The following is a 13,606-nucleotide window of genomic DNA, read 5'->3' on the forward strand; positions in this document are numbered from 1 at the left end:
CTACCTCAGGCGCAATGCGTTCAGGGACACGGTAATCGACGAGGCCGACATGGCCAAGGCCGCGATCAGCGGAGAGCACAGCCCCGCCACCGCCAGCGGCACGGCGATGATGTTGTAGACCGTGGCGATGCGGAAATTCTCCCTGATGCGGCGGGTGGCCGAACTGGCCGTTCCGCAGGCCGCGGGGATCGGCGACAGGTCACCGCCCAGCAGCACGATGTCGCTGGCCACCCGCGCGGCATCCAGCGCCGAGGCGGGCGAGATCGACACATGCGCCGCCGCCAGCGCCGCGGTATCGTTGAGCCCGTCGCCCACCATCAGCACGCAGTGCCCCTCTTCGGTCATCGCCCGCACCCGCGCGGCCTTGTCCGCCGGAAGCGCCTCGGCCATCCAGCGCGCGATGCCCAGCCTCTGCGCCAGCGCCTCGACCGCCGGGGTGGTGTCGCCAGACATCAGGTAGACCTGCTTGCCGGCCGCCTGCAGCTCCGCCACGGCCGCCTCCGCCCCGGCGCGCAGCCGGTCGGCGAAGACGAACCCCACCGGCGCGCCCTCGCCCCGTTGCAGGAAGCTTGCGGTCACCGCCATGCCCTCGGCCCCGGTCCAGCTCGCCCGGCCCAGCCGCACCTCCTGCCCGTCGAAGGTGGCCCTCGTGCCGTAACCCGGCACCTCGGTGACATCGCTCACCCGCGCCGGGGCAAAGCCCGCCGCCCTTGCCGCCCGCGTGATCGCCTGCGCCAGCGGATGCGACGAGCCTTGCGCCAGCGCCAATGCCAGCTCCACATCCGCCCGTTTCAGATCGGCCAGGTTCGTCAGCTCCGGCGTGCCCTCGGTCAGCGTGCCGGTCTTGTCGAAGACCACCGCGTCGACCTCGGCCAGCCGCTCCAGCGCCGTCTCGTGCTTGATCAGCATGCCGCGCCGGAACAGCCGCCCGCTCGCCGCCGTGGTCACCGCCGGAACGGCCAGCCCCAGCGCACAGGGGCAGGTGATAATCAGCACCGCCGCCGCGATGTTGATCGCCGTGCGGAGGTCGAAGGTGTAAAGATACCAGCCCACGAAGGCCAGACCGGCAAGGATATGCACCCCCGGCGCGTAGAGCTTCGCCGCCTTGTCGGCGAGTGAGGTATAGCGCGACCGGCCCGACTCGGCGATGGCGACAAGGTCGGCCATCCGGTGCAGCGAGGTATCGGCGCCCACCGCCGTCGCCCGCACCGTCAGCGGGCCGGTCAGGTTCACCTCGCCGGCCGACACGGCTTGCCCCTGACCCGCGAACACCGGCACCGTCTCGCCGGTCAACAGCGACCGGTCGATCTCCGACGTGCCCTCGATAATCTCGCCATCCACCGGCATCCGCCCGCCCGGCCGCACCAGCACCATGTCGCCCACGGCCAGCTCGGCCACCGCCACCGTCTGCTCAACCCCGCCGCGCAGCCGCACCGCGCGCGGCACCTCCAGCGCGGTCAGCTCCTCCGCCGCCGACCGGGCAATCGCCCGCGTCCGGTGATCGAGATACCGCCCGGCCAGCAAAAAGAAGGTCAGCGCCAGCGCCGCGTCGAAATAGGCGTGCTCCCCCGACAGCGACGTTTCCCACAGCGATGTCACCACCGCCAGCAGGATCGCCAGCGTGATCGGCACATCCATGTTGAGCTGCCGCTTCCTGAGCGCCGCCCAGGCGTTCACGAAGAAAGGCTGGCCGGAAAAGGCGATTGTCGGCAGGGCGATGGCTGCGGAGATCCAGTGGAACATGTCCCGCGTCGCATCCTCGGCACCGGACCAGACGGACACCGACAAGAGCATCACGTTCATCGAGGCGAACCCGGCCACCGCCAGCCGCATCAGCAGGTTGCGCCCCGCCCGGTCGTTGGACGTGGCGTTCAGCGTGCCGGGGTCCAGCTCGTGCGCCTCGTAGCCCAGCGCCTCGACCAGCGCCTTCATCTCCTGCGCGGTGACATCCCCTTCGGCTTGGATGCTGGCGCGCTTCAGTGTCAGGTTCACCCGGGCCGAATGCACCCGCGGATCGGCGTTCAGTGCCTTCTCGATCCGGGTGATGCAGGCCGAGCAATGGATCGTCGGCAGGCTCAGCGCGATCTGCGCGTCATGAGCCCCCGCACCGGCCAGCGCCTCCGCCGCCGGCACCGCCGAACAGGCCGGACAGGCCGAGGCGGAGGGGCGCATCGTGGCGGTCATTGCGCCCCCCGTCCCGGCCCCCGCGCCGGGACCTCCCCGCCAGCCGCAAGGCCACGGGTCAGGCCCGGGGCGCGTGTCACCACCATTGCCGATATTCCCTTCATCCCTGTCAGTCCTTGATCAGCACGACGCGCTGCTGGAACGGCGTGCCGTCGCCGGCAATCGCCTCCATGCGGATGTTCCAGTTGCCGCCGCCCAGCTCCACCGGCGCCACGTAGGCATCGCCGTCAAAACGGAATTCCGGCGTCACGTCCTGCGCCACGCTCGTGGCCCGGCCCACCGTCGCATCCAGCTTGGCCACCCGCACCGGCGCCCCCGCCTCGTCGGTGATCGACAGGGTCAGGATACCGTCGTGGTGATGCGCCCCCACGGTCCAGCCAAGCGCCTCCTGCGCGGCCTTGCGGTCGTCGAAGGTCTGGCTGGCGATGTAGGAGTTCTTCACCTCCAGCCCCGGAAAGGTCCGCACCGCCGAGACCGCCAGCAGGATGTTCACCCCGATGATCACGCCGAAGGCCAGGACAAAGCCGATCAGCACGTGCTTTCCGGTGATCTGCTTCCCGGTCATCCGTTCCTCGGTCATCACTGGTTCGCCTTTCCGTTGAAGATGGTGTCCTTGTAGACCCGGTCGCCGTTGGTCTCGTCCTCGACCCACAGCCGCACGTCGCTGCGCTCGGCCTGTGCCGCCTCCGAGCCGGCGGGCGCGATCAGGTAGACGCGCTGCAGCCGCTGGGCGTTGGCCGCCACTTCCACCGTCGCAGACTCTGCCCCCTCAAGTTCCAGCCGGATCGGCCCGTCGCCCCCGACCGACAGGCGGAAGGGCCGCGTCTCGCCATGCTTGTTGCGCAGGCGCACCTCGTAGGTGTTGCGGACCGAGCCGTCCGACAGCATCACGAAGGTCGGATTGCGCACCGGTGCCACGGTCATGTCGATCTCGGACCGGATGAACAGCGCGAACAGAAGCCCCACGCCCACCAGCGACCAGAGCGAGGTGTAAAGGATCGTCCGCGGCCGCAGGATATGCCGGATCACCGGCTTGGGCGGCTGGCCCTCACGCTCACGCTGTTCATCGGTCAGCGCCATGTAGTCGATCAGGCCGCGCGGCTTGCCGATCTTGGCCATGATGTCGTCGCAGGCGTCGATGCACAGCGCGCAGGTGATGCATTCCATCTGCTGCCCGTCGCGAATGTCGATCCCCATCGGGCAGACATTCACGCAGGCCATGCAGTCGATGCAGTCGCCCGGCCCGGTGGCTGCCGCCGCCGCATCGGGCACCATGTCGCTCGCGTTATTGGGCACCGGCGTCCGTGCATAGCTGCCCCCCGCCGTCTCTCCCGCGGCGTGCGAGGCCGCCTCGGCCGCAATCGCTTCCTCGGTCTTCCGCCGGCGCACGTTGCCCTTGCCGCGCGGCTCGCCCCGCCAGTAGCGGTAGCCCACGGTCAGCGTGTCTTCGTCCATCATCGCCGCCTGGATGCGGGGCCACGGGCAGGCATAGATACAGATCTGCTCCCGCGCGAAGCCGCCGAAGAAGAAGGTGGTGCCGGTCAGGATGGCGATGGTCGTATAGGCGATCGGGTGCGCCTGAAGCGTGAACAGGTCCACCAGCAGCGTCGGCGCGTCGGTGAAATAGAACACCCAGGCCCCGCCCGTCGCCACCGCGATCAGCAGCCAGGCCGCCCACTTGGTCAGCCGCAGCCGCACCTTGCGAAGGTCCAGCTTCTTCTGCCGGTGCAGCCGCAGGCGGGCGTTGCGGTCGCCCTCGATCCAGCGCTCGACAAGGATGAAAAGGTCGGTCCACACCGTCTGGGGGCAGGCATAGCCGCACCAGACCCGGCCCAGCGCCGAGGTGAACAGGAAAAGTCCCAGCCCCGCCATCACCAGCAGCCCGGCCACGAAATAGAACTCGTGCGGCCAGATCTCGATCCAGAAGAAGAAGAACCGCCGATGCGCGAGGTCGACCAGGACCGCCTGGTCGGGCAGTTCCGGCCCGCGGTCCCAGCGGATCCACGGGGTCAGGTAATAGATGCCGAGGGTGACGATCATGATCACCCATTTCAGGTTTCGGAACGTGCCGTAGACCCGTTTCGGAAAGATGGGCTCGCGCGCGGCATAGAGGCTCGGCGGTGCGCTCGGCGGGGAGTTTGCCAACGGGAATCACTCCACTGCTTGTGGCGGGGTTTCCCGGTCTTGTCCCAGACCGGCCGCGCGCAGGCTTTGACCTGCATCAAATTCTGACTTTGAAAGTGATCTATTCCCGCGTCCCGCGGAATGCGCGCCGATGCCGCAGCCGGCCCCGGGGGTCAGGCCTCCGCCAGCGCCGCGGCCGCCTTGCCGTGCCGCCTCAGCCATTGCACGAAGGCCTTCGCCGCCGGTCGCAGGATGCCGGGGCGGGTCACGATGTGATAGCCCGTCTCGCCCGCATCGCGGAACAGGATGCGCAACCGCCCCGCCTTCACGTCCTCCTCGACCGAGGACATCGCCGTGCTGATCACCCCCTGCCCGGCCCGGGCCCCTTCCAGCATCAGGTTGCCGGGCACGTGGGTCAGGCTTTTCACGCAGCCCTCCGTCACCCCGTGCGAGCGCAGCCAGTCCATCGATTCGTTGGTCCCCAGCTCCTGCAGCCACGGAAACCGCAACAGGTCGGCCGGCTCCGTCACGTCGCACTCCCCCACCAGCGAGGGCGCGGCGGTGATGACGATATCCGCCGGCACCAGCATCTCGGCCTCCAGCCCCGGCCAGTTGCCGTCGCCGAACCGCAGGCACAGGTCGATCCCCCCCGGCGCCGGGTCGCTGATCTCGGCGGTGGGGTGCACCATCAGGTCGACGCCCGGATGCTTCGTCTGGAAATCCAGCAGCCGCGGCATCAGCCAGGTGCTGGCAAAAAGCTGGGTCGTGGAAATCTGCAGCGGCCGCGCCGCATCGGCCCCGGTCAGCAACTGGATGGTGCGATGGATCGTGCCGAACCCCTCGGTCAGCGCCTCGGCCAGTTGCGCGCCCTCCGGCGTCAGCTCCAGCCGCCGGCCCGACCGGTCGACCAGCGACAGGCCCAGATGCGTCTCGAGCGTGCGGATCTGCTGGCTGACGGCGGCGTGGCTGACGTTCAGACGCTCGCCCGCCTTGGTCACCGACCGGCTTTCCGCCAGGGCCGCAAAGGCGCGCAGCGCCGAAAGGGGCGGCAGGGCGATCCAGTCAATCATGTAATCCCACCTTACATAAACCAATTTTTCCTGAGTCGCATCATGACCCACCCTATCCCATATTCCAAGGCATGCAGCAGCCAAACGAAAGGAAACGCCATGTTCCATATCTTCGCAAATACTTTCAGAACCGCCACCCGTAACGAACCCCGCGACCACTGGAGCGCGCCTTCGCATTGGGTCCGCGGCGAACGCTTCGACAACCGCCGCAACGCCGAGATCGAGGCCCACCTGACCGGCCGCCGCTTCTGATGGACACGCTCCTGTTCCATCCCGGCCTCGCCGCCCGCGAACACCAGACCCAGCGCTGGCCGTGGCGCGGGCGGCGCTGGCCGCACCGCCTTCGCTGATCCCGATAGGGGCGCGCGCCCGAGCGCCCCGATTTCTCCCCTGACTGGCCCGTGGCCCCGGCATCACCGCCGCGCCACGGGCTTTTTTTGGACCGCCCCGAAAGGATCCCCATGGAATGGCATCTGGCCCACAGCACCGACACCCCCGCCGGCACCGTCACATGGGGCAGTGCCGGCGCCGGCCCGCCGCTGGTGCTGGCGCATGGCTGGCCGTGGTCCTCGGTCTCGTGGCGCCGGATCATCCCCGCCCTCGCCCGCAGCCATACCGTCTACTGGTACGACATGCCGGGCTATGGCCGCTCCGAAAAGCGCCCCGACCAACCCACCGGCCTCGACATGCAAGGCAAGGTCTTTGCCCACATGCTGACCCGCTGGGGTCTCGACCGGCCGGGCGTGGTGGCGCATGATTTCGGCGGAGCGACCACGCTGCGCGCGCATCTCCTCCACGGGGCGGAATTCGACCGCCTGGTGCTGATGAACGTGGTGGCGATGCGGCCCTGGGGGTCGGCGTTCTTCGACCATGTCCGCCGCCATGTCGACGCCTTCACCGCCCTGCCCCCACATATCCACGAGGCCGTGGTCCGCGCCTATATCGACGGCGCGCTGGTCACGGCCCTGCCCCCCGAGGATACCGAGGCGCTGGTCGCCCCGTGGCTCGACGACGCCGGGCGCACCAGCTTCTACCGGCAGTTCGCCCAGGCCGACGAAGCCTTCACCGCCGAGGTCGAGCCGATGTTCGGAGATGTCCGCCGTCCGGTGAAGATCCTCTGGGGCGAGGCCGATCCGTGGATCCCGCTCGCCCGCGGCCGGGCCCTGCACGGGCTGATGCCCGGGTCCGGGTTCGAGACGCTGCCGGGCATCGGCCACCTGCCCCAGCTCGAGGCGCCCGGCGCCGTGCTGAACGCGCTCACGGGGTTTCTCGATGGCTGACATGAACCGGTTCTGAAAAAAGGCACCGACCGTTCCAGGAAACGCGCGAACAGGACGGAACGGCCGGTGCCAGGGCTCGCGGGCGGCACTCACTCCGCCCGCGAGTTTCTCGTCTGCGGCCTACTCGCCGCCGCCCAACTGGTGGACATAGGTCGTGACGGCGCGGATCTCGGCCTCGGACAGGCGCTGGTTCCACGGCGGCATCACGCCGAACCGGCTGTAGGTCACGGTGTCGTGCAGGGTGTCGTAATCCCCGCCATAGAGCCAGATCGCGTCGGTCAGGTTGGGCGCGCCCTGCGTCCGGTCGCCCTTGCCGTCATCCATGTGGCAGACCGCGCAATTGTCGGCGAAGACCTGCTCTCCGGCCGCCGCGGCCTCGGCATTGCGCGGCTCCTGCCCCGACATCGCCATCACGTAGTTGACCACCTGCCCGATCTGCTCGTCTTCGAGGATCTCGCCGAAGGCGGGCATTTGCGAATACCGCGCATCGGGGTCTTCCTCGTTGCGGATCCCGTGGGTGACGGTGGTGTGGATCTCCTCCATCGTGCCGCCCCAGAGCCATGCGTCATCCTGCAGGTTGGGATAGCCCTTGGCCCCGGCGGCGCCCGATCCGTGGCACTGCGCGCACCACGTCCGGAACACCGCCGCCCCGGCCGAGGTGGCATAGCCCTGCAGCTCGTCATCGCCCTGGATCGCGGTCAGCTCGACCGAGGCCAGCCTCTCGTTGATGCCGGCATTGGCGGCCTCGGCCGCGGCAATCTCCTCGGCCACGTTGGCGCGGGTCGACCAGCCCATGTAGCCGGCCGTGGCCTCCTTGATGCCCGGCCATGCCGGGTAGGCGACGCTGTACCAGATGCCCCAGACGATCGTCAGGTAGAACACCCAGACCCACCAGCGCGGCAGCGGGTTGTTGAATTCCTGGATGCCGTCCCACTCGTGCCCGGTGGTTTCCGGATCGTTGTCCTGGATTTGCGGTTCTTTTGCCATTGTCCTCACGCCTCCTTGGCGCTCTCCGCGCTGTCGGGCGCGGGCTTGTCTTCGTACCGGAAGGGGATGCTGGCCGTGTCCTCGTATTTCTTCGACGCCCCGGGCCGGAACACCCAGACCACGACGCCGAGGAAGAAGACGAACAGGAACAGCAGCATCCAGCTGTCGGCGAACTGGCGGAGCAGGGAATAGGTTTCCATGATATCCTCCCTTACCGGCTGGCCACGGGCGTGAAGGTCGAGAAGTCGACCAGCGTGCCCAGCATCTGCAGATAGGCGATCAGCGCGTCGGCCTCGGAAATGCCGGCCGCCCCGTCGAAATTGCGCACGTTGACGGTCTCGCCATAGCGTTCGAACAGCCCGTCGACGTCACCATAGGGATCGGTCTGCGCCACGAAGTCCGCCTGCGCATTCTCGATCATCTCCTCGGTATAGGGCACGCCCACCATGGCGTTGGTCGCCAGAACGTCGCCGATATGCTCGCCCTCGATGAGCCGGTCTTCGAGATAGCCGTATTTCGGCATCACCGATTCCGGCACCACGGCCTGCGGGTCGCGCAGGTGGTCGACATGCCACTCGTCCGAGTAGCGGCCGCCGACGCGGGCAAGGTCCGGCCCCGTCCGCTTGGACCCCCACTGGAACGGGTGGTCATACTGGCTTTCGGCGGCAAGGCTGTAATGGCCATAGCGCTCCACCTCGTCCCGCATCGGCCGGATCATCTGGCTGTGGCACACATAGCACCCCTCGCGGATGTAGATGTTGCGCCCGGCCATCTCGAGCGGGGTGTAGGGGCGCATGCCCTCCACATCCTCGATCGTGTTCTCCAGCCAGAACAGAGGCGCGATCTGGACGATCCCGCCGATCGACACCACGATCAGCGACAGTACCGCCAGCAGCGTGACGTTCCGTTCGAGCATCTGGTGCCGGTCGAGGAAGGTCTTCCGTTTCGGCCGGTCGCCGATCCCCGTGGCCGAGGCCGGCATCGGGGGTTTCTTGTTGGATTGGTCTGCCATTGTCCGGCCCTCCTTATTCAGCCGGGACCGCGGAACCGGCGGCCGCTTGCGTGGCCGGGCTCCGACGAATGGTCATGTAGAGGTTGTAGCACATGATGATCGCGCCGCTGATGTAGAGCACCCCGCCCAGGCCACGCACCACGTACATGGGGAACTTGGCGGCCACGGTGTCGGCGAACGAGTTCACGAGGAAACCGTTGGCATCCACTTCGCGCCACATCAGGCCCTCCATGATGCCGGTCACCCACATGGCGGCGGCGTAGAGGATGATCCCGATCGTCGCGAGCCAGAAGTGCCAGCTCACCATGCTCAGGCTGTAAAGCCGCTCCTTGTTCCACAGCTTGGGCACAAGGAAGTAGAGCGCGCCGAAGGTGATCATGCCGTTCCAGCCAAGCGCGCCGGAATGCACGTGCCCGATCGTCCAGTCGGTATAGTGCGACAGCGAGTTGACCGCCCGGATCGACATCATCGGCCCCTCGAAGGTCGACATGCCGTAGAAGCCGATCGAGATCACCATCATCCGGATCACCGGGTCGGTGCGCAGCTTGTCCCACGCGCCCGACAGCGTCATCAGCCCGTTGATCATGCCACCCCAGGACGGCATCCACAGGATGACCGAGAACACCATGCCCAGCGTCGAGGCCCAGTCGGGCAGCGCGGTATAGTGCAGGTGGTGCGGGCCGGCCCAGATGTAGATGAAGATCAGCGCCCAGAAGTGCACGATCGACAGCTTGTAGCTGTAGACCGGCCGCTCGGCCTGTTTCGGCACGAAGTAGTACATCATGCCCAGGAAGCCGGCGGTCAGGAAGAAGCCCACGGCGTTATGGCCGTACCACCACTGCGTCATCGCATCCTGCACGCCCGAGAAGACCTGCACTGATTTCGACCCGAAGATCGACACCGGGATGCTCAGGTTGTTGACGATATGCAGCATCGCCACGGTCAGGATGAACGCCAGGTAGAACCAGTTCGCCACGTAGATATGCGGCTCTTTCCGCTTCATCAGCGTGCCCGCGAACACCATCAGGTAGGCCACCCAGACGATGGTCAGCCACCAGTCCACGTACCATTCCGGCTCGGCGTATTCCTTGCCCTGCGTGGCGCCCAGCAGGTAGCCGACCGCGGCCAGCACGATCACAAGCTGGTAGCCCCAGAAGACGAACCACGCGAGGTTGCCGCCCCAAAGCCGCGCCGCGCTGGTGCGCTGGACGACATAGAACGAGGTACAGATCAGGGCGTTGCCGCCAAAGGCGAAGATCACCGCGCTGGTATGCAGCGGCCGCAGCCGGCCGAAGTTGAGCAGCCCCTGCGACCATTCGAAGTTCAGCTCCGGAAAGGCAAGCTGGAACGCGATGAACGTGCCCGCGAGGAAGCCCACGACCCCCCAGAGCGCCGTCGCGATCACGCCATAGCGGATCACGTCGTCCATGTATTCCCCGGACAGGTCGCGCCGGATCACCGGTTCGTCGGTGTTCCGCAGCACCCAGATGAACAGCCCCCCGGCCACCAGCGCCACGGTGAGCGCATTGGCCAGATAGGCCAGATCGCGCGCGAAATTCGCCGCCATCAGTGCCAGAAGCACGATGACGCCAAGCGCGATCAGCTTGAAGTAGTTCGCCATATCTCTTCGTCCCTTCGTCCTCATCCGCGCGGGCAATGGAATCACCGCGCGCGGGCGCGTTTTGACTGATGCCGTAATGCTGAACTGGCCGGGCCGGCGCCTTGATCTACATCAATGAGACCGGCCCTGCGCCGAGGCCCGGCGCAGCAGGGCGATTTGACACGCATCAAGGCACAGCGTCCGAACCCGCCCTAAAGTCGGGATATGAACGCTTTGTTAAGGAAGGCGATATGTCCTACAATTCCCTGTTCTCCGTGCTGACGGATACGGCGCTGGTCGACGGAACCCTCGACCACGCCATCGCGATGGCCGCCGCGCATGACGCGCATCTCGACGTGCTCTGCCTCGGGGTCGACCGAAGCCAGACCGGGTATTACTACGCCGGCGCCAGCGCCGTGGTGCTTCAGGACACGATCACCCGTGCCCAGGAAGAGGCCGACGAGATCGACGCCGCCGCGCGCCGGCGTCTCGGTCGCGAAGACATTCGCTGGTCCATCGAGAAAGGCGCCTGCCAGCTTGCCGATCTCGGCCGCCACGTGGCCTTGCGGGCCCGCTTCTCGGACCTCGCGATCGTCCCGCAGCCCTATGGCGAAGACCGCGGCGCCGAGCTCGAGCCGGCCACCGAGGCGGTGCTCTTCGACGGCCGGACGCCCGCGCTGATCGTGCCGCGCTCGGTCGCGCCCCGCCCGCCCAAGCGCGTGGTCGTGGGATGGAACGAAAGCGCCGAGGCGCTGGCGGCGGTGCGCGCGGCGATGCCGGTGCTGCGGGGGGCCGAGGTGGCGCACCTCGCCATCATCGACCCGCCCACCCACGGGCCGACCCGCTCCGATCCGGGCGGCATGGTGTCGCAATACCTGTCTCGCCACGGCGTGAAGGTCGAGATCGACGTGCTGTCGAAAACCCTTCCCAAGGTCTCCGACATCCTGCTCCGCCACGCCACCGACGTGGGGGCCGACCTGCTGGTGATGGGCGCCTACGGGCACTCCCGCTTCCGCGAGGCGATCTTCGGCGGCGCCACCCGCTCGATGCTGGAAGAGGCGACGCTGCCGGTGCTGATGGCGCATTGATTCACTACAGGCCCGCCCCGACCGCCGGGGCGGGCTTCCCCGCCCGCGATTCGAGTCCGAATGTCAGGAAAGGCCGGCCCGGCCTAGGCCAGCAACCCGCCGTCGCTGTCATCGCCCGCCTCTTCCATCAGGCGGTTGAAATCCGGCACCGTCACGTGCCGCTTGCCCTCCAGCACGATCACCCCGTCCTTGCGCAGCGCCGAAATCTGCCGGCTCACCGTTTCCAGCGTCAGCCCGAGGTAATCCGCCATCGCCTCGCGCGTCAGCGGCAGGTCGAACACCATCGGCCCGGTGATCTTGCCGAAGGTCAGCGACGCATTGCGCCGCGCGATGATCGACAGCAGCGAGGCGATCTTCTCCCGCGCCGTCTTACGGCCCAGCACCAGCATCCATTCCCGCGCCGCGTCCAGTTCGTCGAGCGTCATCTCCAGCAGCCGCTGCGCGATATGCGGCGTCACCGCCATCATCGTCTCGAACGGCTTCCGGCGGAAACAGCACATTACCATGTCGGTCGTCGCCACCACGTCATAGGCCGCGGTCTCGCGCCCCGGCCGGCCGACGAAATCGCTTGGCAGCAGCAGGCCCACCATCTGCGTGCGCCCGTCCTCCATCGCCTGCGTCAGCGTGGCGATCCCCGAGACGACAGAGCCCACGAACTCCATCTTGTCCCCGGCCCAGATCACCGGCTGGCCGGCCTGGAAACTGCGGTAATACTTGATCTTGTCGAGCTGCTCTAGCTCGTCCGCCTCGCAGCGCGCACAGACCGCCCGGTGCCTGATCGGGCAATCCCCGCATTCCCTTGGAATGGCTTTGACGGTTTCATTCAGCATGGTGCCTCACACGCGGCAAAGGTTGATCTGCATCAAGGATCGTCTCGATCTCCGCCTCTAAGGGTAAATCCATGATGACGAAATCTCAATTCGGCAGACTGGGTCTTTTTGACGCTAAGGTGCCCCGCTACACAAGCTATCCCACCGCCCCGCATTTCGGGCGCGATGTGGGCCACGACCGCTTCGCAGGCTGGATCGGCGCCATCGCGCCGGGGGCGCGGATATCGCTCTATGTCCACGTGCCCTTCTGCCGGCGGCTCTGCTGGTTCTGCGCCTGCCGCACGCAGGGCACGCAGACCGACAAGCCCGTCGCGGCCTATCTCGAAACGCTGAAGGCCGAGCTTCGCCTGCTGGCCGAACACCTGCCCGAGGGCGTGGCACTGTCCCGCCTGCACTGGGGCGGCGGCACGCCCACGCTGCTGTCGCCGCAGATGATGGAAGACCTCGCCGGCGCCATCGGGGAGGTCGCGCCCTTCACCGACAACACCGAATTCTCGGTCGAGATCGACCCGAACGAGATCGATGGCCCCCGGCTCGACGCGCTGGCCCGCGCCGGGATGACCCGCGCCTCGATCGGCGTGCAGGATTTCGATCCCGACATACAGGCCACCATCGGTCGGATGCAAAGCTACGACATCACCCGCGACGCGGTGGATGAAATCCGCGCCCGCGGCGTCGCCAGCCTCAATGCCGATATCCTCTACGGCCTGCCGCACCAGTCGCGCGCGAAGATCACCGAGAGCGTCCAGAAACTCCTTTCGCTCAACCCCGACCGGGTGGCGCTTTACGGCTATGCCCACGTTCCGTGGATGGCCAAGCGCCAGCAGATGATCCCGTCCGATGCGCTGCCCACGCCCGCCGAACGGCTCGAGCTCTTCGACACCGCCCGCCGTCTCTTCCTGTGGGATCATTACGACGAGCTCGGCATCGACCATTTCGCCACCAAGCATGACGGCCTGTCCATCGCCCGCAAGACCGGCCGCCTGCGCCGCAATTTCCAGGGCTATACCGACGACACCGCCGAGGTGCTGATCGGCGTCGGCGCCTCCTCGATCTCGCGCTTCCCGCAGGGCTATGCCCAGAACGCCCCCGCCACCGGCGCCCACACCGCCGCCATCCGCGAGGGGCGCTTCTCGACCGCGCGCGGCCATGTCTTCACACAGGAAGACCTGATGCGCGGCCGGATGATCGAACAGCTCATGTGCGAGTTCCGCATCGACGCCGCCGAGATCCGAAGCCGCTTCGGCCTCTCGGCCCCGGCGCTGTCGTCCCTGCTGGAACGGATCAACCGCGATTTCGACGGCCTGCTTCGCGTCGGCCCCGACGGCCTCTCGATCCCGCCCGAGGCCCGCCCGCTGACCCGCATGGTCGCCCGCAGCCTCGACGCCTACGACCTCGACAAGGCCGGCCACAGCTCGGCGATCTGAGGTG

The 13,606-nt window shown here is 67.4% G+C and carries 13 protein-coding genes; 4 read left to right on the top strand and 9 right to left on the bottom strand.

The genetic code is table 11. The features are described from left to right. The 4 genes from RLN94_RS02665 to RLN94_RS02680 form a co-directional block, all read right to left on the bottom strand. Window positions 1-2,184 (bottom strand): heavy metal translocating P-type ATPase, encoded by a 2,184-nt coding sequence (locus RLN94_RS02665; RefSeq protein WP_350130601.1) that lies wholly within the window; start codon window positions 2,182-2,184, stop codon window positions 1-3. Window positions 2,185-2,293: 109 nt separating this feature from the next. Beyond that, window positions 2,294-2,764 (bottom strand): FixH family protein, encoded by a 471-nt coding sequence (locus tag RLN94_RS02670; protein WP_350130602.1) that lies wholly within the window; start codon window positions 2,762-2,764, stop codon window positions 2,294-2,296. After that, window positions 2,764-4,329: an RdxA/RdxB/FixG family protein gene (locus RLN94_RS02675; RefSeq protein WP_350130603.1), complete on the bottom strand. Its 1,566-nt coding sequence runs from the start codon at window positions 4,327-4,329 to the stop codon at window positions 2,764-2,766. The genes RLN94_RS02670 and RLN94_RS02675 overlap by 1 nt, the downstream gene beginning before the upstream one ends. Before the next feature lie 152 nt (window positions 4,330-4,481). Next, window positions 4,482-5,378, bottom strand: coding sequence for a LysR family transcriptional regulator (locus tag RLN94_RS02680; protein ID WP_350130604.1), 897 nt, complete (start codon window positions 5,376-5,378; stop codon window positions 4,482-4,484). 99 nt (window positions 5,379-5,477) lie between these two features. Between RLN94_RS02680 and RLN94_RS02685 the strand changes: the two genes are divergently transcribed. Beyond that, window positions 5,478-5,630, top strand: a complete 153-nt coding sequence (locus tag RLN94_RS02685) for a hypothetical protein (RefSeq protein WP_350130605.1) — start codon at window positions 5,478-5,480, stop codon at window positions 5,628-5,630. A 209-nt stretch (window positions 5,631-5,839) separates the two neighbouring features. Then, entirely contained in the window at window positions 5,840-6,658 is an 819-nt protein-coding gene (locus RLN94_RS02690; RefSeq protein WP_350130606.1) for an alpha/beta fold hydrolase, read from the top strand. Window positions 6,659-6,778: 120 nt separating this feature from the next. Here RLN94_RS02690 and ccoP read toward each other — a convergent pair whose 3' ends face one another. Genes ccoP through ccoN form a run of 4 tightly spaced genes read right to left on the bottom strand, consistent with a single transcriptional unit; the run spans window position 6,779 to window position 10,278 of the window. After that, window positions 6,779-7,645 (bottom strand): cytochrome-c oxidase, cbb3-type subunit III, encoded by an 867-nt coding sequence (ccoP, locus tag RLN94_RS02695; protein ID WP_350130607.1) that lies wholly within the window; start codon window positions 7,643-7,645, stop codon window positions 6,779-6,781. A 5-nt stretch (window positions 7,646-7,650) separates the two neighbouring features. Then, complete coding sequence (locus RLN94_RS02700; RefSeq protein WP_350130608.1) at window positions 7,651-7,845, bottom strand: CcoQ/FixQ family Cbb3-type cytochrome c oxidase assembly chaperone; 195 nt, start codon at window positions 7,843-7,845, stop codon at window positions 7,651-7,653. An 11-nt stretch (window positions 7,846-7,856) separates the two neighbouring features. Continuing rightward, window positions 7,857-8,627, bottom strand: coding sequence for a cytochrome-c oxidase, cbb3-type subunit II (ccoO, locus tag RLN94_RS02705; protein WP_350130658.1), 771 nt, complete (start codon window positions 8,625-8,627; stop codon window positions 7,857-7,859). A gap of 43 nt (window positions 8,628-8,670) precedes the next feature. Further along, the gene (ccoN, locus tag RLN94_RS02710) at window positions 8,671-10,278 is read right to left on the bottom strand and encodes a cytochrome-c oxidase, cbb3-type subunit I (protein ID WP_350158570.1); all 1,608 of its coding nucleotides are present in this window, start codon (window positions 10,276-10,278) and stop codon (window positions 8,671-8,673) included. A gap of 230 nt (window positions 10,279-10,508) precedes the next feature. On the opposite strand from ccoN, the gene RLN94_RS02715 reads away from it, so the two are divergent. After that, complete coding sequence (locus RLN94_RS02715) at window positions 10,509-11,345, top strand: universal stress protein (protein ID WP_350130610.1); 837 nt, start codon at window positions 10,509-10,511, stop codon at window positions 11,343-11,345. An 83-nt stretch (window positions 11,346-11,428) separates the two neighbouring features. Here the strand turns inward: RLN94_RS02715 and fnrL are convergent, their stop codons facing one another. Beyond that, window positions 11,429-12,175, bottom strand: a complete 747-nt coding sequence (gene fnrL / locus RLN94_RS02720) for a transcriptional regulator FnrL (RefSeq protein WP_350130611.1) — start codon at window positions 12,173-12,175, stop codon at window positions 11,429-11,431. A gap of 71 nt (window positions 12,176-12,246) precedes the next feature. On the opposite strand from fnrL, the gene hemN reads away from it, so the two are divergent. Beyond that, window positions 12,247-13,602, top strand: a complete 1,356-nt coding sequence (gene hemN / locus RLN94_RS02725; RefSeq protein WP_350130612.1) for an oxygen-independent coproporphyrinogen III oxidase — start codon at window positions 12,247-12,249, stop codon at window positions 13,600-13,602. The last annotated feature ends 4 nt before the right edge of the window (window positions 13,603-13,606 follow it).

Source organism: Roseovarius sp. (assembly GCF_040223625.1).
Taxonomy (GTDB): domain Bacteria; phylum Pseudomonadota; class Alphaproteobacteria; order Rhodobacterales; family Rhodobacteraceae; genus Roseovarius.

Coding starts and splice junctions, on each gene's coding strand:
- RLN94_RS02665 (WP_350130601.1), bottom strand. CDS start 2,184: ATGACCGCCACGATGCGCCCCTCCGCCTCGGCCTGTCCGGCCTGTTCG.
- RLN94_RS02670 (WP_350130602.1), bottom strand. CDS start 2,764: ATGACCGAGGAACGGATGACCGGGAAGCAGATCACCGGAAAGCACGTG.
- RLN94_RS02680 (WP_350130604.1), bottom strand. CDS start 5,378: ATGATTGACTGGATCGCCCTGCCGCCCCTTTCGGCGCTGCGCGCCTTT.
- RLN94_RS02685 (WP_350130605.1), top strand. CDS start 5,478: ATGTTCCATATCTTCGCAAATACTTTCAGAACCGCCACCCGTAACGAA.
- RLN94_RS02690 (WP_350130606.1), top strand. CDS start 5,840: ATGGAATGGCATCTGGCCCACAGCACCGACACCCCCGCCGGCACCGTC.
- ccoP (WP_350130607.1), bottom strand. CDS start 7,645: ATGGCAAAAGAACCGCAAATCCAGGACAACGATCCGGAAACCACCGGG.
- RLN94_RS02700 (WP_350130608.1), bottom strand. CDS start 7,845: ATGGAAACCTATTCCCTGCTCCGCCAGTTCGCCGACAGCTGGATGCTG.
- ccoO (WP_350130658.1), bottom strand. CDS start 8,627: ATGCCGGCCTCGGCCACGGGGATCGGCGACCGGCCGAAACGGAAGACC.
- ccoN (WP_350158570.1), bottom strand. CDS start 10,278: ATGGCGAACTACTTCAAGCTGATCGCGCTTGGCGTCATCGTGCTTCTG.
- RLN94_RS02715 (WP_350130610.1), top strand. CDS start 10,509: ATGTCCTACAATTCCCTGTTCTCCGTGCTGACGGATACGGCGCTGGTC.
- fnrL (WP_350130611.1), bottom strand. CDS start 12,175: ATGCTGAATGAAACCGTCAAAGCCATTCCAAGGGAATGCGGGGATTGC.
- hemN (WP_350130612.1), top strand. CDS start 12,247: ATGATGACGAAATCTCAATTCGGCAGACTGGGTCTTTTTGACGCTAAG.